Source organism: Halorussus rarus, from assembly GCF_003369835.1.
In the GTDB taxonomy this organism is placed as follows: Archaea; Halobacteriota; Halobacteria; order Halobacteriales; family Haladaptataceae; genus Halorussus; species Halorussus rarus.
This window is the reverse complement of record NZ_QPMJ01000002.1, coordinates 198,890-219,809: the sequence shown is the minus strand read 5'-3', so window position 1 is coordinate 219,809 and position 20,920 is coordinate 198,890. Positions and strand designations below refer to the sequence as shown.

Annotated in this window: 21 protein-coding genes and 1 pseudogene; 15 read left to right on the top strand and 7 right to left on the bottom strand. The window is 71.6% G+C overall.

Translation table 11 applies throughout. The features are described 5' to 3' along the window. Nucleotides 1-10: 10 nt before the first annotated feature. Nucleotides 11-1,237 (bottom strand): HD domain-containing protein, encoded by a 1,227-nt coding sequence (locus DVR07_RS09350; RefSeq protein WP_115796666.1) that lies wholly within the window; start codon nt 1,235-1,237, stop codon nt 11-13. 497 nt (nt 1,238-1,734) lie between these two features. Here DVR07_RS09350 and cofD point away from each other — a divergent pair, with 497 nt between their 5' ends. The 4 genes from cofD to DVR07_RS09330 are packed head-to-tail and all read left to right on the top strand — an operon-like array spanning nt 1,735 to nt 5,059. Continuing rightward, entirely contained in the window at nt 1,735-2,745 is a 1,011-nt protein-coding gene (gene cofD, locus DVR07_RS09345) for a 2-phospho-L-lactate transferase (RefSeq protein WP_115796664.1), read from the top strand. Next, a complete protein-coding gene (locus tag DVR07_RS09340) occupies nt 2,746-3,561 on the top strand; it encodes a tRNA-dihydrouridine synthase (protein ID WP_115796663.1) in 816 nt (271 codons plus the stop codon). Then, nucleotides 3,558-4,406, top strand: a complete 849-nt coding sequence (locus DVR07_RS09335) for a triphosphoribosyl-dephospho-CoA synthase (RefSeq protein WP_115796661.1) — start codon at nt 3,558-3,560, stop codon at nt 4,404-4,406. The genes DVR07_RS09340 and DVR07_RS09335 overlap by 4 nt, the downstream gene beginning before the upstream one ends. Then, complete coding sequence (locus DVR07_RS09330) at nt 4,403-5,059, top strand: DUF447 domain-containing protein (protein ID WP_115796659.1); 657 nt, start codon at nt 4,403-4,405, stop codon at nt 5,057-5,059. Before DVR07_RS09335 ends, DVR07_RS09330 begins: the two co-directional genes overlap by 4 nt. Nucleotides 5,060-5,075: 16 nt before the next feature. Here DVR07_RS09330 and DVR07_RS09325 read toward each other — a convergent pair whose 3' ends face one another. Next, nucleotides 5,076-5,276: a hypothetical protein gene (locus tag DVR07_RS09325; protein ID WP_115796657.1), complete on the bottom strand. Its 201-nt coding sequence runs from the start codon at nt 5,274-5,276 to the stop codon at nt 5,076-5,078. A gap of 137 nt (nt 5,277-5,413) precedes the next feature. Then, the gene (locus DVR07_RS09320) at nt 5,414-6,280 is read right to left on the bottom strand and encodes a polysaccharide lyase (RefSeq protein WP_162829495.1); all 867 of its coding nucleotides are present in this window, start codon (nt 6,278-6,280) and stop codon (nt 5,414-5,416) included. A gap of 252 nt (nt 6,281-6,532) precedes the next feature. On the opposite strand from DVR07_RS09320, the gene DVR07_RS09315 reads away from it, so the two are divergent. Beyond that, nucleotides 6,533-6,706: a 30S ribosomal protein S17e gene (locus tag DVR07_RS09315; RefSeq protein ID WP_115796653.1), complete on the top strand. Its 174-nt coding sequence runs from the start codon at nt 6,533-6,535 to the stop codon at nt 6,704-6,706. 129 nt (nt 6,707-6,835) lie between these two features. Next, complete coding sequence (gene asd, locus DVR07_RS09310) at nt 6,836-7,870, top strand: aspartate-semialdehyde dehydrogenase (RefSeq protein ID WP_115796651.1); 1,035 nt, start codon at nt 6,836-6,838, stop codon at nt 7,868-7,870. A 41-nt stretch (nt 7,871-7,911) separates the two neighbouring features. Here the strand turns inward: asd and DVR07_RS09305 are convergent, their stop codons facing one another. Continuing rightward, a complete protein-coding gene (locus DVR07_RS09305; RefSeq protein WP_115796649.1) occupies nt 7,912-8,142 on the bottom strand; it encodes a glycine zipper 2TM domain-containing protein in 231 nt (76 codons plus the stop codon). 60 nt (nt 8,143-8,202) lie between these two features. Then, on the bottom strand, nt 8,203-8,517 hold the full coding sequence (locus DVR07_RS09300; RefSeq protein WP_115796647.1) for an ArsR/SmtB family transcription factor: 315 nt from the start codon (nt 8,515-8,517) through the stop codon (nt 8,203-8,205). Between the two features lie 213 nt (nt 8,518-8,730). Between DVR07_RS09300 and DVR07_RS09295 the strand changes: the two genes are divergently transcribed. Beyond that, nucleotides 8,731-9,630 carry a hypothetical protein gene (locus tag DVR07_RS09295; RefSeq protein WP_115796645.1) on the top strand — a complete coding sequence of 300 codons (900 nt, stop codon included), beginning with the start codon at nt 8,731-8,733 and terminating at the stop codon, nt 9,628-9,630. A gap of 36 nt (nt 9,631-9,666) precedes the next feature. Here the strand turns inward: DVR07_RS09295 and DVR07_RS09290 are convergent, their stop codons facing one another. Continuing rightward, the gene (locus DVR07_RS09290; protein WP_115796643.1) at nt 9,667-10,623 is read right to left on the bottom strand and encodes a D-2-hydroxyacid dehydrogenase; all 957 of its coding nucleotides are present in this window, start codon (nt 10,621-10,623) and stop codon (nt 9,667-9,669) included. A 438-nt stretch (nt 10,624-11,061) separates the two neighbouring features. On the opposite strand from DVR07_RS09290, the pseudogene DVR07_RS09285 reads away from it, so the two are divergent. Both DVR07_RS09285 and DVR07_RS09280 read left to right on the top strand, forming a co-directional pair. Next, nucleotides 11,062-11,444: pseudogene (locus tag DVR07_RS09285) on the top strand (secondary thiamine-phosphate synthase enzyme YjbQ). Between the two features lie 81 nt (nt 11,445-11,525). Continuing rightward, complete coding sequence (locus tag DVR07_RS09280) at nt 11,526-12,785, top strand: hypothetical protein (protein WP_115796642.1); 1,260 nt, start codon at nt 11,526-11,528, stop codon at nt 12,783-12,785. A gap of 169 nt (nt 12,786-12,954) precedes the next feature. Here the strand turns inward: DVR07_RS09280 and DVR07_RS21480 are convergent, their stop codons facing one another. Beyond that, nucleotides 12,955-13,104 (bottom strand): hypothetical protein, encoded by a 150-nt coding sequence (locus tag DVR07_RS21480; RefSeq protein ID WP_162829494.1) that lies wholly within the window; start codon nt 13,102-13,104, stop codon nt 12,955-12,957. 128 nt (nt 13,105-13,232) lie between these two features. Between DVR07_RS21480 and DVR07_RS09275 the strand changes: the two genes are divergently transcribed. The 6 genes from DVR07_RS09275 to DVR07_RS09250 are packed head-to-tail and all read left to right on the top strand — an operon-like array spanning nt 13,233 to nt 20,873. Beyond that, a complete protein-coding gene (locus DVR07_RS09275) occupies nt 13,233-15,044 on the top strand; it encodes a vWA domain-containing protein (RefSeq protein WP_115796640.1) in 1,812 nt (603 codons plus the stop codon). Next, nucleotides 15,044-17,413 (top strand): VWA domain-containing protein, encoded by a 2,370-nt coding sequence (locus tag DVR07_RS09270; protein WP_115796638.1) that lies wholly within the window; start codon nt 15,044-15,046, stop codon nt 17,411-17,413. Before DVR07_RS09275 ends, DVR07_RS09270 begins: the two co-directional genes overlap by 1 nt. After that, nucleotides 17,410-18,120, top strand: a complete 711-nt coding sequence (locus DVR07_RS09265) for a hypothetical protein (protein WP_115796636.1) — start codon at nt 17,410-17,412, stop codon at nt 18,118-18,120. The genes DVR07_RS09270 and DVR07_RS09265 overlap by 4 nt, the downstream gene beginning before the upstream one ends. Further along, nucleotides 18,117-19,073: a DUF7502 family protein gene (locus DVR07_RS09260; RefSeq protein ID WP_115796634.1), complete on the top strand. Its 957-nt coding sequence runs from the start codon at nt 18,117-18,119 to the stop codon at nt 19,071-19,073. Before DVR07_RS09265 ends, DVR07_RS09260 begins: the two co-directional genes overlap by 4 nt. Beyond that, nucleotides 19,066-20,019 (top strand): AAA family ATPase, encoded by a 954-nt coding sequence (locus DVR07_RS09255; protein WP_115796632.1) that lies wholly within the window; start codon nt 19,066-19,068, stop codon nt 20,017-20,019. Before DVR07_RS09260 ends, DVR07_RS09255 begins: the two co-directional genes overlap by 8 nt. After that, on the top strand, nt 20,016-20,873 hold the full coding sequence (locus DVR07_RS09250; RefSeq protein ID WP_115796630.1) for a DUF58 domain-containing protein: 858 nt from the start codon (nt 20,016-20,018) through the stop codon (nt 20,871-20,873). Before DVR07_RS09255 ends, DVR07_RS09250 begins: the two co-directional genes overlap by 4 nt. Nucleotides 20,874-20,920 lie beyond the last annotated feature (47 nt).

Sequence of the window (20,920 nt, the reverse complement as noted above, 5' to 3'; positions counted from 1 at the left end):
AAAAGCCGACTTACTTGAACTCGTCGAGCGTCGTCCGCTCGCCGGCGGTCCGGACCTCGTTGACCAGCGCGCCGTCGGTCTCCAGTCCCAGCACGCGCTCGGCGGCGTGGCCGACCGCGTCGGTCTCCGCGGCTGGCGCGTAGACGCCCAGGCGCCACTGCTCGCGCTGGACGTGCTGGAGCGCCGCGACCAGCGCCGACTGCTGGTCGAGCCGCCGGATCTCGCCGTTGACGATGACCCGGCTCTCGGACTCGGTCATGCTCGGCCGGTCGAGCACCTCGATGATGACCTCGCCCGGGTCGACGCCGGCGTCGGCCGCGATGTCGGCCTCGTACTCACGGAGCGTCTCGTAGTCGGCGTCGATGACCCCCTCGGGGACGTCGCGCATCTCGGCCCAGACCGCCCGCTTGAAGAGGTCGCGGTCGCTGAGTCGGCGGGCGTACTCGGCGGTCTCGGGGGTGTCGCGGAGCGCCACCAGGAAGTCGTAGTCGTCCATCCGGCGGAGCCGCTCGGGGGTCACGTCCGACGCTTCGAGCAGTCGCTCGCTGGCCTGCTGGAGCAGCCCGCGGGCGATGCGGGTGACGTGGTGGTTGTAGACTGTGGGGTTCATCAGCGCCCGGGCCAGCAGCAGGCTCTCGGCGGTCGGCACGTTGCCCTCCGCCAGGACGAGTTCGCCGTCGATGAGCGTGAGCTCCCGGACCAGCCGGGCGTGGTCGATGGTGCCGTAGGGGACGCCGGTGTGGTGGGCGTCCCGGACCAGGTAGTCCATCCGGTCGACGTCGAGCTCGCCCGAGACCAGCTGGCCCAGCTTCCCGTCGCCGGCGATGAGGTCCGCGACCGTGTCGGGGTCGTGGCCGTGGTCCCGGAGCACGTCCCCAACCTCGCTGGTCGCCAGCAGCTCGTGGACGTCGTCGTGGTACTTCCCGGTGTGGCGGTGGACGACCCCCTCGATGGCGTGGCTGTACGGGGTGTGGCCGACGTCGTGGAGGATGGCGGCGGCCCGAACGCGCTCGGCCTGCCTGCCCCGGATGCCGAGGTGTTCGAGCCCTTCGCAGGCGAGGTTGTAGACCCCGAGGCTGTGCTCGAACCGGGTGTGGTTCGCGGAGGGGTAGACGAGGTGGGCGGGGCCCAGCTGCTTGATGCGCCGGAGCCGCTGGACCGCGGGGGTGTCGAGCAGGACGCGGGCGACGCCCTCGACCTCGATGTGGTCGTGGACGCTGTCCTTGATGGTCTTCATATCACGGGGTTCGTCGTCTTCGTATAAAAACCGCCGGGAGCGAATCCGCTCGTAGACTACGTAGCGAGACCGTGTAGGGCGAGCACACGGGACTGTCGCGGGGTCGTCGCTCTCGGGACGGTTCGTGCAACGGCCTACGACCGACTGACCGCACTCACGGAAAAAAGCGGGACTGGTGCGGCGCTACGCGCCGGAACCGCCGGTCGGCTCGCGGATGATGCGACCGATGATCTCGCCGATGCTGGGCGCGCTCCGGTCGCCGTCGCGATGGCTCTCGGGATGCGGCGGTTTCTTTGGCATGGTTTCTCCCCGCATCGGCGTGCGAGACGCGCGGTGATAGGCTCTGGTTTGCCTTTCCTGACACGCAGCCCATTCTACAACGCGGTACCGCCGGAGAAACTCCGCGCCTCGCCCGGGTTCGGCCGTCGAACCGCTGAACCGCTGCGAGATGCCGGGACAGCACAAGCGTTTACCCACCGGAACACGCACCTCGCCATATGACGACGTTCCTCTCCGGGGGCACCGGCACCCCCAAGCTGCTGGCCGGGGCCGAGTCGGTGTTCGACCCGGCCGACGCCACCGTCGTGGCCAACACCGGCGACGACGTCGAGCTGGGCGGCCTGCTGGTGTGTCCCGACGTCGACACCGTGCTGTTCGAGCAGGGCGACGTGCTCGACCGCGAGACGTGGTGGGGCATCGCCGACGACACGACCGAGACCCACGAGGAGCTCCACGCCCTCGCCGACGCGGTCGGCCTCGAATCCGGGCCGCGCTACCTGCCCGACGCGGTCCAGACCGCGGGCCGCGACATCGCCCGGTGGCGGCGGTTCTCCGGCGTCGCGGAGTTCATGGAGATCGGCGACCGCGACCGGGCGGTCCACCTGACCCGGACGGGCCTGCTCGACGAGGGCCGGTCGCTCACGGAGGTCACCCGGCTGCTCGCCGACGCCTTCGACGTGCCCGTGGACGTGGTACCGATGAGCGACGACCCGGTGGCCTCCATCGTCCACACGCCACGCGAGGGCGACGAGTACGCCGACGAGATGCACTTCCAGGAGTTCTGGGTGGCCCACCGCGGCGACCCCGAGGTCGACCACGTGGAGTTCCGCGGCGCCGAGGACGCCGACCCCGCGCCGGCCGCGCTGGGCGCCATCGAGGAGGGGCCGGTCGTCGCCGGCCCGTCGAACCCCGTCACCAGCATCGGGCCGATGCTCGCCATCGACGAGCTCCGGGAGGCCCTCGACGCCGCGACGGTCGTCGCGGTCTCGCCGTTCGTCGAGGACGAGGTGTTCTCCGGCCCTGCGGCCGACCTTATGGAAGGCGTGGGCTTCGACCCCTCGACCGCGGGCGTCGCGGAGGCCTACCCGTTCGCCGACGCCTTCGTGCTCGACGACGAGGACGGCACCGAGCTCGAGCGACCGGTCGTCCGGACCGACACCGAGATGGGCGACGGGGCCGACGCCGAGCGCGTGGCCCGGGCGGTCGCCGACGCGCTGGAGGTGGTCTGAGTGTTCGAGCCACGCCTCGCGCTCGCCAGCCTCAGCGGGCGGTCCGACGCCGAGTGGGCCCGCAGCGCAGAAGCGTTCGCGGGCGCGGCGTTCCTCGGCGGCATCGCGCTCGACGGGCCGACCCGCGAGGCGGCCCGCGCGATGGTCGACCGCGAACGCGAGGAGTTCCTGCCCGACGACCCGGTGGCGTTCGTGGACCGCCAGCTCGCCGCGCTCGCCGACGCAGACCTCCGGCCGGGCGTCAACGTCCGGACGACCTCGCTCGGGCCGCTCCGCGAGGTCGCCGAGGTCTGTGCCGACCACGGCGCGATGCTGGAACTCAATGCCCACTGCCGCCAGGACGAGATGTGCGACGCAGGAGCGGGCGAGGCCCTGCTGCGGGACCCCGACCGCCTCCTCGAGCAGGTCGAAGCCGCCGCCGGAGGAGGCGAAGCAGGCGAGCGAGGCCCTGCGGTGAGCGTCAAGGTCCGTGCGGAACTCCCGGGGGTCGACCTCTCCGAGATCGCCGAGGTCGTCGCCGACGCTGGCGGCGACGCCGTCCACGTCGACGCGATGGACTCTGAGGAAGTGATCGCCGACGTGGCCGATGTCGCGGAGTCGTCGGACCTGTTCGTCATCGCGAACAACGAGGTGCGTGACGCGACCTCGGTCCGGGAGTATCTCGACTACGGCGCGGACGCGGTGAGCGTCGGCCGCCCGAGCGACGACCCCGCGGTGCTCCGGCGAGTCCGGAGCGCGGTCGACGAGTGGTTCGCCGAGCACGACCGGGACGACGGTGAGAAGTCGCCGGAGGACGGCGCGGAGGTGCGAGCATGACCCCCGCCGAGAACGCCCAGCTCGCGCTCCTGCTGGAGGTGGCGGGCACGCCCAAGCCGGGCAACGTCGACCGCGAGCGCGACTTCCCCGACCTCCGGTTCGAGCACTTCCTCGCGGGTGCGGTCGGCGCGGGCCCCGGGCTGCGCGCCGCCGAGGACGGCGCCCCGGTCGGCGAGGCGTTCGAGGAGGCCGTCGCCGGGATGAGTCGCCAGGAGGGGGGCAACACCCAGTTCGGCGCGCTCCTCCTGCTGGTGCCCCTGGTCAGGGCTGTGGCGGAACTGGAGGAGGGCGAGGACCTCTCGCCGGAGTCCGTTTCCCGAGTTGTCGAAGACACCACGGTCGAGGACGCCGCGAACTTCTTCCGGGCGTTCGACCACGCCGACGTGTCCGTCGACGACCCGCCGGAGGACGCCGAGGACCTCGACGTCCGCCGGGGGAGCGACGCGGTGCCGGCGGTCGAGGACCGCGAGGCCACCCTCCACGACGTGCTGGCGCTCGGTGACGACGAGGACGACGTGGCCGCCGAGTGGACCGGCGGCTTCGAGCGCACGTTCTGGGCGGCCGACCGTCTGGCGGAGCTCGAGGGTCCGGCCTCGGCCAAGGCCGCGCGGGTCTACCTCGAACTCCTGGCGCGCGAGCCCGACACTCTCGTCGTGAAGCAGCACGGCCCGAAGACCGCCGAGAGCGTTCGGGTCCGGGCCCAACAGGCGCTCGAGGGCGGCCCCGAGGTAATCGAGGCGTTCGCCGAGTCGCTGGTGACCGACGGCATCAATCCGGGCACCAGCGCCGACCTCACGGCCGCCGCGCTGTTCGTGGCGCTGACCCGCGGGGAGGTGACGGTGTGAGGGACGAGGAGACGAGTGATGGAGACGAAGATTGCGCCGTCGACCTCGACTGGCCGGTCGAGTTCCGGGGCGTCACGGAGTCGGTCGTCAGTACGCTCGGACCCAACGACCTCTGGAACGTCGCTGCGCTCGGCCTCCATCCGCCGGATTCGGAAGGCGTATCGTCCACAGCTGAATCGGCGGACGAACCGGTCGTGACTGCTCGAACGTGGGGGAACACCCGGACCCGCCGCAATTTTCATCGGCAGGGGGGCGGCTACGTCCAGTTCGTCCGCGACCCGGTGACGTTCGTCGACGCCGCGCTCTCGATTTACGAGGTCGAGGCGCCAGTACTGGACGCCGCGGACGCCTGGGTCGAGGTCGACGCCGAGCGAGTAGATTCCGGCGAGTCCGGCGGCACTCAGTGGGAGGAGTGGGAGTTGTATCCCCGCGAGGCCGGCGTCGATGGAGAGACAGTACCGACGGTCAACCGGGGATTCAACGCGGTCGTCGAGGCCACAGTCGCGGCGTCGCGGCTCAGCGTCGATGCATATAATCAGTCGGAACTGAAGGATCGATTGGCCTACTTCGAGGAGGTCGGCCGGAACTGCGGCGACGACCGGGTGCGAGAGGCGCTCGACCGACTATCGGACTACGTCGGGGACGATTCGTGACTCTCCGGAGCGGCGCTCAGATGCGGTCCTTGCGGTCGATGGTGACCGTCCAGTCGGGCAGCTCCTCGGGCTCGTACTCCAGATCCCAGACGCCCTCGATCTCCTTGCCCTGCCCGAACGCCCGCAGGACGAGCTCTTCGAGTTCGCGTTCGAACGTGCGGTCGGCCGACTCCTCCTCGACCGCCTCGCCGTCCGTGTCTCGGTTCGTTCCGCGCACGGTTGGTGACTCGGATTGTACGGTCCACCATAATTATCCTTACGAAGCGAAACGTCACTTGCCGACCGCGGCGGGCCGATAGGGCGAACGGACCGGTTCAGTCCGCCCGCGGGCCGGGACCGACTCGGACCGCAACGTCAGAAGACCCTGACCCCGTTCTCGTCCGACCGGGCGGCCTCCGAGGCCGACTCCGCGTCGGTGACGTCGTCGGGCGAGAGCACGTACTCGTCGAAGTTCAGCCCCTGGTCGCGGGGCGACGGCTCGGCGCCGCCGAAGAAGAACACCAGCCAACCGTAGATGCCCTGCTCCTCGGGTTCCGTCGAGAACCGCAGCGACCGCTCGTCGAGCTCCAGGTCGTCGTTCACCCACACCTGGAGCACGCCGTCCCAGTACGCCTCCCCGTCCTCGGTGACGTTGTTCAGCTTCAGCCGCTGGGTGAGCTTGACCCACTCACCGAACGGGAAGTCGTCCGTGACGTGGTACTGCTTGCCGTACTCACCCTGGTCGACGCTCATGTCCCACGTGTACTGCGAGAGACCGCCGTCGGGCGTGACGTTCGGCTTCGACGACCAGCCGTTGGTCCCGTCCGGCGGGTCGTCGGTCCCGTAGCTACCGGGGTATCGGAATCCCGGCTGCTTGGGGCCGCCCCACTCACCGTCCAGTCCCGACGGGTCGAAGTCCTCGTCGTACCGGATCCAGTACTGCGAGTAGAGCTCGGTCGGCCGCGAGTCGAGTTCGTAGAGCCGGCTCAATCCCTTGTGCTCGCCGTAGGGGTACTGGACCCGGAGCGACGGCCCGCTCCCGACCGCCGGAGACTGTTCGACCCTCGACGTGTCGTTGGTAGGGAAGTCGACAGCCTCCGACTCCGCCCGGTCTTCGAGCTCGGGCGGGGGCTGCTCGGCGGACTCCTCGTCGCCGTCCCGAATCAGAGTGCTCGCGCCGTACCCGGCCAGCGCGAGCGCGCTCCCGCCCAACAACCCCCGTCGCGTGACTTTGGATACCATATGTACTCACGGGCTCCCGAACCGCGAGCGAACCCACGCGGAGATTGGCGGCTGGCGTCCTAAAGGTTGGCGCCCCCGGAGGCGGGGAGTTCAGCTTGCCCCGCCGACCCGCCGCCATCGCGCGCCGACGTCGAGGGCGGCCACCCCGCCGCGAGAATCGCAATTCCGCGCGGTTGCCACGCTCGTTATACGGCGGTCGGACCGACGGACGAAACGGTAAGGTTCTTACTTTCGGCACTTTTCGGTACCAGTATGGCGATCAAACCCGACTACGTCAAGAAGACGGGGAACCTGCTCCTGGAGCGATACCCCGACGCGTTCACGACCGACTTCGACCAGAACAAGGAGAGCGTCTCGAAGCTGACCAACATCGAGTCGAAGGGCGTCCGCAACCGCATCGCCGGCTACGTCACCCACAAGAAGTAACGCCGCGCTCGCGCCAGTTGCTCCGATAGCTTCCACCCCAGTAGTCACTCTGCAACTCGCTTTCATCTCCGCGCAAAAAGCTGTCCTTCCCAAATGGTTTTATCGCCGTGACGCCGAACCACCCCTAGCATGACCGTACGAGTCGGCGTTCTCGGTGCGACCGGAGCGGTCGGCCAGCGCTGCATCCAGCTGCTGGACGGCCACCCCGAGTTCGAACTGGCGGCGGTAACGGCGAGCGAAGACAGCGAGGGCCTCCCGTACAGCGAGGCCGCGAAGTGGCGGGTCGACTCCCCGATCCCCTCGTCGGTGGCGGACCTGACGGTCCGGGCGACCGAACCCGACGCGGTGCCCGACGACGTCGATCTCCTGTTCTCGTCGCTGCCCTCCGGCGTCGCGGCCGAGGTCGAACCCGACTTCGCGGAGGACGGCTACGTCCTCTCGTCGAACTCCTCGAACGACCGGTTGGCCGACGACGTGCCGCTCGTGATCCCCGAGATCAACCCCGGCCACCTCGACCTGCTGGAGGTCCAGCGCGACGAGCGCGGGTGGGACGGCGCGGTGGTCAAGAACCCCAACTGCTCGACAATCACGATGGTGCCGACGCTCGCGGCGCTCGACCAGTTCGGCCTCGAGCGGGTCCACGTCTCGACGCTCCAGGCGGTCTCGGGCGCGGGGTACTCGGGGGTCACCTCGATGGAGATCATCGACAACGTCATCCCGCACATCGGCGGCGAGGAGGAGAAGATGGAGACCGAGTCCCGGAAGCTGCTCGGCCAGTTCGACGGCGCCGAACTCGCTCACCACGACGCCGAGGTCTCCGCGTCGTGCAACCGCGTGCCGACCATCGACGGCCACCTCGAGAACGTCTGGGCCGAGACCAGCGACGACGTGACTGCGGCCGACGTCGAGGACGCTTTCGGCGCGGTCGAGAGTCTCGACCTGCCGAGCTCGCCCGACCCGCTCATCGAGGTGTTCGAGGACCCCAGCCGACCCCAGCCCCGGCTCGACCGCACGCTGGGCGGCGGGATGGCGGTCGCGGCCGGCGGCGTCCAGGAGACGCCGGCGGGCGTCCAGTACAACTGCCTGGCCCACAACACCATCCGCGGCGCGGCGGGCGCGGCGGTGCTGAACGGCGAACTGCTCCAGAGCGAAGGCTGGATTTAGAACTCGTCGCGGCTCTCTCCTTCGGTCCCGTCAGTACCGCGTCACTTCCCCCGGAGCCGTTTCACGGGGCGGCTCGTGTTGTCCGTCACCCGGGTGACGGCCGCGTCGACCGAGCCGCGCTTCTCGCCGATTGTCGCGCCGACGAGCGCACCGATTCCCGCCGCGGTGCTGGCGGCGTTCCGGCTGATCAGTCCGCCGAGCGCACCCCCGACCGCGGCCCCGACGGCGGCGTACTCCGCTCGATTCAGAATCCGCTTGATTCGTGCTCGCATGGTTCGAACGTCGGGAGCGACCGGTATAAAGGTGGTCGCAGAAACGGTGCGAAGCCCGGATCAGTCGCTCGGCTCGCGGTGTTCTTCGAGGACGACCTCGACCAGTTCCGACGCCGGCGGCGGGTCCCGATAGCGGACCGTCCCAGTCCGGGGGTCGTACTCGACCAGGCCCGCCTCCCGCAGCAGCGGCAGGTGCTCGTGGTGGGCCGCCGCCTCGAGCCGCTCGGCCGACCGGTCCGCCGGCGGGTCGTCCATCCGGTCGAGCAGTTCCTCGAACTCGGCGACGTGGTCGTCTCGGCCGGACAGCAGGCACAGCAGCTCCCGCCGGAGCGGGTGAGCCAGCGCCCGGCAGACCCTGTCGATGCGACGCTGCATGAAGGCGGATAGCTCCTCGAAATTAGAGTGCACTCGGTCGATTTTCACCCGGCGGGAAGCGCAGGAAGCTTTTCGTGCACCGAACCTAACTCGACTCTAACCTTTCGCTCGGTGCGAAATTCCCCGACTCGGGCTGCGGTCGCTGGCCGACCAAGTCCGGTGCACGTTTCCGAACCGACATTTATCACCACCCGGTGCGTACCGCCGCTCGTGATGGCGAACGAACTGTCGGCCAGCGAGACCACTCCCGCGCAGGACGCCGACGCGGCGGACGTCGAGTGGTCGCACACGGTCGCCGAGTCGCGACTGCTCCGCGCGCTGGCCGGGGCGTCGTTCGGCGTACTCGCGGCGATGGCGCTCGCGGCCGGCGTCGCGGCGGTGGCGTTCACGGCCGGCTCGTTCCTGTCGGGGAGGTACGGCATCGCGGTCGCGCTCCTCTTCGCGCTGCTATTCACGGCAGCACGCATTGCGCCCCAAATCACAGCTTTCCGTACCGGGACCTCCGACCGCCTCGCGCTGCTACACGGGGCGCTCCACGACTCGGGGTGGCTGGGCCTCGCGGCCGCGACGGCGTTCGGCGCCGGCGTCGTCTGGCTCGGCGTCCGACTCGGCGATATCGAGTTCTTCCTCGTCGTGTTCGGCACCATCGCGGTGCCGATGGTCGCCGTCTCGGCGCTCACGTCCGAGGGCGAACTCCGCTCGGACGCCGAGACGCTGACCTACTGCGGGACCGATATCGATCTCTCGGCCCTCGACGGGGTCCGGCGGGTCGGTCTCGGCGGCCTCGTCGTCTACCGGCTCTCGTACGTCGCCGGCGCGATGACGCCAACCACACCGCGGTTTCTGGTCGTCCCTGCGGGCGTGGACGACGCCCTCCGCGCGGCGCTCGACGCCGGGGTCGCCGCCGACCCGCCGGAGTCCGACCCGACCAACCCCGCGATCCGGGCGACCCTGGCGGTGTTCGGCGTCGGACTGCTCGCGTTCGCGGGCCTGCTGCTGACCGTCGACCCGACCGGGCCGACCCCCCGCGGCGGCGCCGTCCTCGTCTACGCCGCCCTGATGGCCGGCCTGTTCGGCGCCATCTTCCTGTCGCTGGCCCGGCGCTCGGGGTAGGGTAGGGGAGCGACGGTCAGACCCATCGGCGGGTCCTCAGACCACCCGGTTCGTCAGCTCCTCGCCGGCGTCCAGTCGCCGGACGTTCTCGGCCACGATGTCGGCCAGCCGCGCGTAGTACTCGGGCGTCTGGCCCGAGCAGTGGGGCGTTATCAGGCAGTTCTCCAGGTTCCAGAGCGCGTGGTCCTCGGGCAGCGGCTCGGGGTCGGTCACGTCGAGCGCCGCGCCCCGGAGGTGGTTGCCCCGGAGCGCCCAGAGCAGCGCGTCGGTGTCGACCACCGGCCCGCGGGCGACGTTGACCAGCACGGCCTCGGGCGAGAGCGTCTTGAGTTCGGCCTCGCCGATCAGCCCCCGCGTGGTGTCGGTCAGCGGGCAGGCCAGCACGAGGTAGTCGGTCCGGGCCAGCGCGTCCTCGAACTCGGAGCCCCCGAACCCGACCACCTCGTCGGTCGGGCCGCCCTTCTCGGGGGTGTAGCGCACGCCGATGGTATCGACGCCAAATCCCTGCAGTCGCTCGACCACCGACTGGCCGATGGCGCCCAGGCCGACCACCGTGACGGTGCTGCCCCGGAGCTCGTGGGCCTGGAAGTGGCGCCACTCGCGCTCCCGCTGGCGGCGCCACCCCTCGTGGAGCCGGCGGGCGAAGACCAGGATGTTGCCCAGCACGTGCTCGCCGATGTTCGGCCCGTGGACGCCCGAGGCGTTCGTGACCGCCACGCCGCGCTCCTCGAGCGCGTCCAGCGGCAGGTGGCCGGTGCCGGCGTAGGCGCACGCGAACAGCTCCAGTTCGTCGGCGTGGGCCAGCAGCTCCTCGTCCAGTTCCATCCCGGCGACGACCCGGGCGTCGGCGAGGAGATCGCGCTCCTCGGTCGGGGTCCGGGCGTGGCGCACGTCGTGCTCGGGGAGTCGCTCGCGGAGTTCCGCGACGTACTCGGAGACCGGGACGCCGTGCGTGCTCTTGCGCAGGACCACTACGTCGGGGCTGTCGGTCATGTCGGTTCGTCGTTGGCGCGCCGGGATTAAAGTGGCTCCTGAAGCGGCGAGGAGGACATCCGTGTCGTTCGGTCGTGATTCGTATTCCTGGACGACTACCTGCTCGAACGATGCCGAGAATGACCGGCCACAGTTACTCGATCGGGACGACTCGGAGCTAGCTACTGCCGTCACATATGTCCCACACAGCACCGCCACCGCACCGCGACGGCCTCACCCCTCCCCAGCCTCCTGCGGTGCTCGCTCGCTGCGCTCACTGCGCTCCTCGTCCACCGTCGGAGGCAAGCTCCGACGAGCCTTCGGTCGCTTCGTTCCCGAAGACCTCGCGCAACGATGGGGCGGCCACTGGCGGGCCGCCCCAGCGCGCGCCGACGTGGAGAACGAAGTATCGCTTCGAGACCCGGAGCACCTACGGCGCTCGCCCCCGAACCCCCGGCCATGTTCGAGGTTCGGACCGACGAGCGCACCCAGGTCGTCGACGTGACCGACCGCGTGGCCGCCGAGGTGCCCGACGACGCGACCGGGCTCTGCACCGTCTTCGTCCGGCACACCACCGCCGGGGTGGTCGTCCAGGAGGCCGAATCGAGGCTGCTCGCCGACATCGAGGCGTTGCGGAGGACGTCGTCCCGAGCGACGGCGACTACAGCCACGACCGCATCGACGACAACGCCGACGCCCACCTCCGGGCGACCCTGCTCGGCGAGTCGGTAAGCATCCCGGTCGAGGACGGCGACCTCGCGCTCGGGCCGTGGCAGTCTGTGCTGTTCGTGGAGTGCGACGGCCCGCGGACCCGGCAGGTCGACGTGACGGTCGTCTCCTGACGCCGAATGTACTTCACGTCCCGCTGATAGCCCGAACAAGGATAAGGACCGAAGCCATGGCACTAGTTCACAAGAAACACGATGGCCCGTACGAAACCACTCCTGGCCGTCGTCGTCGCGCTTGCGGTATCGGTCGGCACCCTCTGGGCGTTCTTTGCGCCCGTCGCGACCGCCTCCCACGAGTCGATACGCATCTCTTCGCCCGAAGGGACGTACTTCGTCGGGCAGGCGGTCAACGTGTCCGGGACGGCCAACGCGACCACCGATTCGGTCGCAGTCTACGCATCGGGCGGCGGCGACTGGCAGTTGCTCGACGTCAATCGCGACGGCGAACTCGACGGCGACGACCGGGTGCCGGTCGACGAGCGGGGCAACTGGTCGGTCAGGAACCTCGTGCTCTCGAACGCCAGCCGGGTGCTGTCGTACCCCGGCAGCTACCGAATCGGGGTGGTGAACGCGACCGCCGTCGGCGGGAACGGGACGCTCCCGTCCAGCATCGACCCGGCCCGGTTCGTGGAGACCGAGGGCGGCCAGACCCCGATTCGGGTGAACCGTGCGCGGCTGAGGGGCAGCTTCCGGACGGTCGCGTCCCAGGTGGCGACCTCGAACGCGGAGGTCACGGTCCGCGGGACCGCTCGCGGCGGCCGGGAGCTGCTGGTCGTGCTCGTCGACTCGCGCGGCCGCGTCGGGACCGACCGGATAACGGTCCCGCGGGGCAACGGGTCGTTCGACGCCGACGTGCCGCTCCGGACCGTCGACGGCCGACCGTTCGCCGAGGGCCCCGTGCGAGCGTACGTGCTCGCGCTCGGCAGGGACGACGTCCCGGGCGACGGCCGGCTCCCCGACGGAGCGAACGCGACGCTCGACTCGCTGGCCGAGTACGTCGCCGGCAGCACCGCGAGGCTCGACGCCCGGCAGGTCAGCGAGCGGTTCCTGGACCAGACCGTCGACGAGGCGGGAAGCGACGACCTCCTCATCGCCGAGCAGTTCGACTACGTCGACCCCACCACCCGGATCACGACCGTCGCGACCGAGAGCCAGTTCGTTCCCGGACGGATCTACTCGATCACCGCCGGCGAACGGATGGTCGTCGCCGGGCGCACCAACCTCTTCCCCGGGGAGAACACCATCCGTATCGAGGCGGTCGACGGGCCGTCGGCCGGACGACTCCCGCCCGTCTGGACCCACGACTGGAACGCGGACGGCAACTGGTCGGTCGCGATGGACACTGACGGCCTCGAACCCGGCGTCTACACGCTGGTGGTCGAGGCCGAGGGCGAGACCGACGACCAGGTGTCGTTCAGCGTCACGCGGCGGGCCGGCAACGTGACGCCGGACTGACCTCGCCACTCGTCTCGGACGTCGACCTGCGGGACGGGCCGTTGCATCGGGGCCGGAGCAGCGGGCCACGTGGAGCGCGACCGGGACCCCCGCCGCGAATGTAAAACCGGGCGACGAGGTCGACCCCGAACCGCCCGTCGACCCGACTCTCCGTGGAATTCGTCGTCGGTCAGACTGTCGTGTTCTCGGTCCGGACGCCCCGGGCGTCGAGCGCGCCGAGCACGTGCGGGACGTCGCAGTGTCCCGCCGCCGGGTACAGCGCGTGGTACGCGCCGACGCCCTCGCAGGATGAAAAGCTATTTACACTATCCGCGAGCACACCCGGTAACTCGCCCGCTCGCCCTCCACGACTCCCCTCGCGGGCGAATCACGAACGATGGCACCGACACGTAGCCCCGCGACCCGCGCTCGGCGGACGACGCTGGCCCCCGAGGTGGCCGTCGACCCGTGACTCTCGCGGACGCGCTCTCGTCGGTGTTCCTCCGGCCGCTCGGCCTCGCGGCGCTGGCGGCCGTGATACCGGTGATAGCGCTCTATCTGCTCAGACCCGACCCCGAGCGGGTCCGGTTCCCCGCGGTCGAGTTCCTGCTGGGCGACCGCGAGGAGCGCCGGCGCCACCCCGCGCTCCGCCGGCTCCGGCGCAACGCGCTCCTGCTGATCCAGCTGCTGGCCATCGCGGCGGTCGCGGCGTCGCTGGCCGCCCCATACGTCCCCGTCGCCGAGCGCAAGACGGTCTCGGAGACCGTGGTCGTGGTCGACGCCTCCGCCAGCATGGCGACCGAGGCCGGCGGCGTCGCACGGTTCGACCGGGCGGTCCGGGCCGCGAAGGACGTCGCGACGAGCGAGACCTCGGTGGTCGTCGCCGGCGCCGAGACCGCGGTCCGAACCCGGCGCGCGCCGGCAGCGGAGGCGACGTCGGTCCTCGACGACCTCCGGGTCAGCGGCGCGCCGGGGGACCTCCGGGACGGCGTGAGCCGGGCCGCGGCGGTCGCGGGCGAGGACGCCCGCATCGTCGTGCTGAGCGACTTCGCCTCGGGCGACTGGCGGTCGGCGGTCGTGGCGGCCCGCGCCCGGGGGTACGCGGTCGACCTCCGGCAGTTCGCCCGCGGCGGCGCGGCCAACGTCGGCCTGGTCGACTACTCGTTCTCGAACGGAACCGCGACCGTCCGGGCGAAGAACTTCGGCGACCGCGAGGCGACCCGGGAGGTCGCGCTCGGCGACGCGACCGAGTCCGTGACCCTCGGGCCGGGCGAGGTCGCGACCGCAACGCTCCCGGTGCCCGCGGGCGGCGGTCGCGTCCGACTCGCACCCGGCGACTCGTTCGCGGTCGACGACCGGCTGGCGATCGCCGCACCGGAGGACCCGACCATCGACGTGCTCGTGGTCACGAACGACGCGAACCGACCGCTCGTCACCGCGCTGCGCGTCATCCGGGGGACCCGGGTGACCGTCAAACACCCGCCGGCGTCCATCTCGAGGACCTACGACCTCGTGGTGTTCGGCGACGTCACCCCCGGCCGCCTGCTCGACGGGACGCTCCGGGTCGCCCGCGAGACGCTGTCGGCGGGCGGCGGCGTTGTGGTCCAGGCCCAGTCGAACCTCTCGGCGGTCGGTTACGGCGACCTGCTGCCGGTCGTGCCCAACGGGACCGGCTCGGACCCGGCCGTCCGCCAGCCGGCGACCAGCACGCTCACGGCGGACGTGACGTTCCCGGCGCCGAAGCGCTACGTGCGGGCCGACCTTCGGGCCGGGCGGGCGCTGCTCCGGACGGTCAACGGGACGCCGCTGCTCGCGACCGCCCGACTCGACGGCGGTCGGCTGTTCTACTACGGCTATACGGCCGAGGGGTCGTCGTTCGAGCACAACTACCGGTACCCGGTGTTCTGGAAGCGCGTCGCGTACGAACTGACCGGCCGCGAGTCGCTGTCGGCGACGAACCGCCGGACCGGCACGGCGCTCTCGGTCGACGGGAACGCCACCGTCAGGACGCCCGGCGGCGGCCGGCAGACCGGTCCCGTCACGCTCCGGCGGATCGGCTTCTACGGGGTCGGTGACCGGCGCTACGGCGCGTCGCTGGCCAGCGCCGCGGAGTCGAACGTCACCGCCCCGTCAGTGACCGAGGGCGGGACGGCCCGTGACGGGAGCGACGACGACGAGACGACGACCGTCCCCCAGACGCTGACGCCGGCGGTGGCGGGCGTCGCGGTCCTGCTCGTCGTGCTGGAACTGGCCGTGCTGCGCTACCGGGGTGACCTCTGATGGCGGTGCCGAGCGGTCCCCAGGTCGAGTTCGCCCGGCCGGTCGTCCTCGCGGGCGTCCCGGTCGCCGCGGTCGTCCTCTGGGCGCTCGTGGTCCGGCGCGGCGGTCCGGTCGAAGACGACCGCGAGGAAGGCCAGCCCGACGGCCCGAGCCGCCGCGCCAGGGCCGGTCTCTGGGCGAGTCGCTTCGTCGTCGTCACCTGCCTGGTGGTCGCGGCCGCGGGCCCGACGACCGTCACCACCGCGACGACGGCGGGCGACCCGTGGGTCACCGTGGTCGTCGACGAGTCGGCCAGCATGGGCGTCCACGAACCGGTCGCCGCCGACCTCGCGGCCGGAATCGAGGCCGAGGGCGTCGCGGTCGACCGGGTCACCGTCGCCGCGGGCAACCGGTCGCGGGTCGGGTCGGGCGTCGTCGCCAACCTCCGACCGAACGGGAGCCTGCTGGTGGTCTCCGACGGGCGGGCCACCGGCGGCGCCTCGCTCTCGCGGGCCGCCGACCTCGCTCGCTCCGTGAACGCGACCGTCAACCGGGTCGCGCTCCGGACGAACCGGTCGGACGCCCGCGTCACCGTCTCCGGCCCGCGGAAGGCCAGCGTCGGCGTCGAGACCCGGTTCGAGGTCGCGGTCGCCGGCGTGGACGGACCGCCCGCCGGCGCGGCGGTCACGGTGTCGGTCGACGGCTCCGAGGTCGCGTCCCGGGAGGTCCCCGACGACGGGTCGTTCGCGGTGACCCGCAACTTCAGCGCCACCGGGCCCCACCGCGTCACGGCCCGGCTGTCGGGCGACGACGCCTTCGGGGTCAACGACGTCGCCCGGAAGACGGTCCAGGTCGTCGACCGGCCCGAGGTGCTGTACGTGAGCCGGGGCGACCACGCCCTCGAGGACTACCTCCGGGAGCTGTACAACGTGACCCGGGCGGAGTCGGTGCCGGCCGACCTCGAGGACTACTACGCGGTCGTCGTCCAGGACGTCGCCGCGCCCCACCTCGGCGACGTCGGCGCGCTCCAGGAGTTCGTCATCGACGGCGGCGGGCTCCTGACGGTCGGCGGCGACCACGCGTTCGGGAAGGGCGAGTACGGCAACTCCCGCATCTCGTCGCTGCTCCCGGTCGAGGTCGGCGAGTCGACCGGCGAGACGTCCCGGGTCGCGCTGGCGGTCGACGTCTCGGGCAGCGCGAAGGCCGGCATGCGGGTCCAGAAGGCGCTCGCGCTCGACGTGCTCGGCCAGCTCGGCGACGGCAACGAGGTCGGCGTCGTCGCGTTCGACGGGAGCGCCTACCGGGTCGCCGACGTCCGGTCGCTGGAGGGCAACCGGGAGACGCTGAAGCGCAAGATACGCAGCCTCCGGAGCGGCGGGACGACCGACGTCGGCGCCGGGCTGATCGGCGCCTCTCAACTGCTCGGCGACGGCGGCGGCACCGTCATCCTGCTGAGCGACGGTCGGGACGCGCGCAAGCCGGCGTTCTCGGCCGCCCGGCGGCTCGCCGACCGGGGCGTCCGCGTGGTTAGCGTGGGCGTCGGCGAGGTGAACCAGCGCCTGCTCCGCGGGGTCGCCGAGCGCACCGACGGGTCGTTCCTGCTGGCCGACCAGACCGACCGGCTCAGGGTCGAGTTCGGCGGCCCGAACCGGCGCTACAGCGGCGACCACGCGGTCGTGGTCGACGATGGCCACTTCGTGACCCGAGGCGCGTCGCCGACCGCGTCGCTGGCGGGCACCAACGACGTCAGCGTCAAGGACGGCGCGGACCTGCTGGTGGCGACCGGCACCGGCGCGCCCGCCCTGTCGACGTGGCGGTTCGGCCTCGGTCGGGTCGCCGCGGTCACGGCGTACGGCGCCGACGGCGGCCTCGGCGACCTGCTCTCGGAGCCGAACTCGCTGCTGGTCTCGCGGTCGGTCAACTGGGCCATCGGCGACCCCCAGCGGAAGGCCACCGGCGTCGTGGCCGCGCCGGACACCCGGGTCGGCGAGTCGACGACGGTGGTGTACGCCGGCCGGCAGCCGCCCGAACCGACGAACCTCTCGTTCGCCCGGGTCGCACCGGGACGCTACGAGGCGACGGTCGCGCCGACCGACCCCGGCTACCGCGAGGTGCTCGGCAGCGCGTTCGCGGTGAACTATCCGGCCGAGTACGCGGCCCTCGGCGTCTCGCCGGCCCTGAAGCGCGCCGTCGAGCGGACCGGCGGCCGGGCGTTCTCGCCCGACGACCCCGCGGCCATCGCCGACGCGGTCGTCCGCCAGGCGACCCGGGAGCGCCGCGTCGAGCGGTCGTGGGACTGGGCCGCCCTGCTGGCGGGGCTGGTCGTGCTGGTCGGCGAGATCTGCGTCCGGCGGCTCCGCCGCCACCGCGGTCAGGGAGTGATACCGTGAGCTACATCGGCGACACCATCAACGTCGCGCTGGCGCTGCTGGTCGCGCTGTCGGCGGCCGGGCTGGTCGGGACGACCGTCTACTACGAGGAGTCGGTCGACCGGCTCCGGACCGAGAACCGGCAGCTTGCCGACCGGAACGACGCGCTGGCGGCGACGGTCGAACGCAAGCAGCAGCGAATCGACCAGTTGAACGCCTCGCTCCAGAACATCAACCGGACGCTCCGGACCCGGCTCTCGGACATCGAGGCGGTGTCCGAGCAGTTGCGGGCGACCGAGCAACGGCTCAACGAGACCCGGGCGGAGCTCAACGGGACCGAGCGGAAGCTCGAGCAGGTCCGGAACCGGCTCGCGACGCTCCGGGACGAGCGCGACCGGCTGGAGCGCCGGCTGGAGGCGGTCCGGGAGCGCACCGACGAACTCAACGACACCGTCGACCGGCTCCAGACCGTGGCCGACGCCCGCAACCGGACCCTCGAGCGGGTCAACGAGACGGTCGAGCGCCAGGAGCGCACGCTCGTTCGGAAGAACCAGACCATCGAGGAGCTCCGGACGAAGGTCGAGCGACTCCAGGAGCGCATCGAGGAGCTGGAACAGTCCCGGTCGAGCGCCCTGACCGGCCCCGACCCGCTCCGGAGTCGTCAGTCCGAGGCGGGGTCGACGGACGGTCGTCGCGTCGACGCCGTCAGGGCGGAGGTGCGGCGATGACCGGGGAGTCCGAACCGGGGGTCGACGCAGACGGCGACTCCGGGTCTCCCCCAGACGACCCGGGGCCTTCGGCTGATGGCGCGGATGCGACCCCCGACGAGATCCGGGCCGCGCTCGCCGAGGTCCGCCGGGAGGTCCGCAAGGCGGCGTTCGTCTACGCCAGCCTCGACGCGGTCTGCGTCCTGCTGGCGGTCGACCTGGCGGCCGGCGTCGCCGGCGTCCCGGCGCTGGACGCCGCGGTGGCCCGGGCGTCGTTCGGCTCGCTGGGGTTGCCCGCGCCCGACCTCGGCACCCTGGTCGGACTGGTCGCCGGCGCGGTCGCCTTCGCCGCGGAGTTCGCCGTCAGGGCGCGCCGGCCCGCCGCCGAGCGGTTCGAGGACGCCAACCCCGCGGTGAGCGAGGCGCTCCGGACCGCCCGCGACGCGGCCGGCGCCTACCGGGAGAACCCCATGACGCGGGCGCTGTACGCCGACGTCCTCGACCGGCTCCGGGAGTCCTCCAGCGTCGGGCTGCTCGACGCGACCCGGCTGGCCGCGACCGTCGGGCTGGCGCTCGCGCTGAGCCTGGCGTCGGTCCAGACCGCGGTCGTGGGCCTCGATCTCGGTGCGGGCGTCGCGGGATCGGGAACGGGCTCGACCGGCCCGGCCCACGGTTCGGACGACCGGGCGCCGCTCTCGAACCGGAGCGCGGAGCTCCGGAGCGGCGACGAGGTGCTGGGCGAGCCGACCGACGTGACCGCGGGCTCGGAGAACCTCTCGGCCGCGGTCTCCGCGAGCCCCGGCGGCGAGGGCGAGCGCGACTGGAACTACGAGACCGAGGCCGGCGACTCGGCCGGTCCCGACGGCGGCGTCGACGCCCGGCGGGCGGGGTTCGCCTCGCCCGAGCGCGTCGAGGACGCGGCGCTCGTCCGGCGGTACGCGCACGAACTCGGAGGAAACACGACCGATGACTGACAGACACCCGGCGATAGACGACGTGACGAACCGCATCCAGGCGATCCGGTCCGAGGTGCGAAAGCGCATCGTGGGCCAGGAGCAGGTGGTCGACCAGGTGCTGGCCTGCCTGCTCTGCGACGGCAACGCGCTGCTGGAGAGCACGCCCGGGCTGGGCAAGACGCTGCTTGTCCGGACGCTCGCGGCGGTGACCGACCTCTCGTTCTCGCGCATCCAGAACACGCCCGACCTGATGCCCTCCGACGTGGTCGGGACCGAGATGGTACGGGAGACCGAGACCGGCCGGACGTTCACCTTCGAGAAGGGGCCGGTGTTCGCCAACCTCGTGCTCTCCGACGAGATCAACCGCGCGACCCCGAAGACCCAGTCGGCGCTGCTCGAGGCGATGGAGGAGGGCCAGGTGACCGCCGGCAACGAGACCTACGACCTGCCCGAGCCGTTCTTCGTCCTGGCGACCCAGAACCCCATCGATCAGGAGGGGACCTACCCGCTGCCCGAGGCCCAGACCGACCGCTTCCTGATGAAGATACTCGTCGACTACCCCGACGCCCAGGCCGAGCGCGAGATCGTCGACCGGTACACCCGGGACGTCGACGCCTCGGTCGCGGTCGAGCCACAGGTGTCGGCCGGCGACCTCCGCACGATGCAGCAGCTCACCCACCAGGTCCCCATCGCCGACGACCTCCGGGACCTGGCGGTCGACGTCGTGCGCGACACCCGGACCGCAGCCGACCTGGAGTACGGCGCGAGCCCCCGGGCCAGCATGTCGCTGGTCCGGGCCGCGAAGGCCCGCGCGCTCGTGGAGGGCCGGACCCACGTCAGTGGCGAGGACGTGACCGCGATGGCGGTGCCGGTGCTGCGCCACCGCGTCGTGGTCGACTTCCGGGCCGAGCGCGAGGGGCTGACCCCCGACGACGTCGTGACGGAACTGGTCGAGGACCGATGATAACGACCGAGTTCCTCGACGAACTCGACCGGTTCGACGACGCCGGCGACCGCGACGCCCGGTCCAGCCGTCAGGGCGAGCGCCGGACCGACGCGGTCGGCGAGGGGCTGACGTTCGCCGACTACCGGCGGTACGCGCCGGGCGACGAGCCCCGGTTCATCGACTGGAACCTCTACGCCCGGACCGACGAGCTGTACGTCAAGCAGTTCGAGGCCGAGCGCAACTTCACGGTCCACGTCCTGGTCGACGCCAGCGCGTCGATGGACTTCGGCGAGGGCGACGCCCACAAGTTCGAGTACGCCGCGAAACTGGGACTCGGGTTCGCCTACCTGACCGCCCGCGAGCACAACGACTTCCGGTTCGCGACGTTCGGCGCGACCGCCGAGCGCCTCGACCGCGGGCGGTCGAACCGCGGCGAAGTTCTCGGCCTGGTCGAGCGGTGCAACGCGGTCGACCCCGACGGGGAGGCCGACTTCGAGGCGGCGCTGGCCGACTACGCCGCCACCATCGACTCGAAGGCGCTTGTGGTCGTCTGCAGCGACTTCCTCGGCGACGTCGGAGCCATCGACGCCGGCCTGGAGGCGCTGGCCGCGAACCGGGTCGTGCTCGCCCACGTCGTCGCGCCCGACGAACGGGACCTGCCGACCGGCGACGACGCGGTGTTCGAGGCGCTGGAGAGCGAGGCGTCGCTCCGGGCGTACGTCAGCAAGCGGCTGGAGGGGTCGTACCGCGAGCGGTTCGACGCCCACGCCGACGCCGTCGAGGACGCGGCCCGCGACCTCCGGGCGCGCTACGAGCGCATCGACACCGGCAGCCCGTTCTTCGAGTCGTTCGGCGACCTCTGGTTCGAGTGAGCAGGCGTCGGGCCGGCGAACTCTCCTGGTGTCGCGGCGGCTACCGG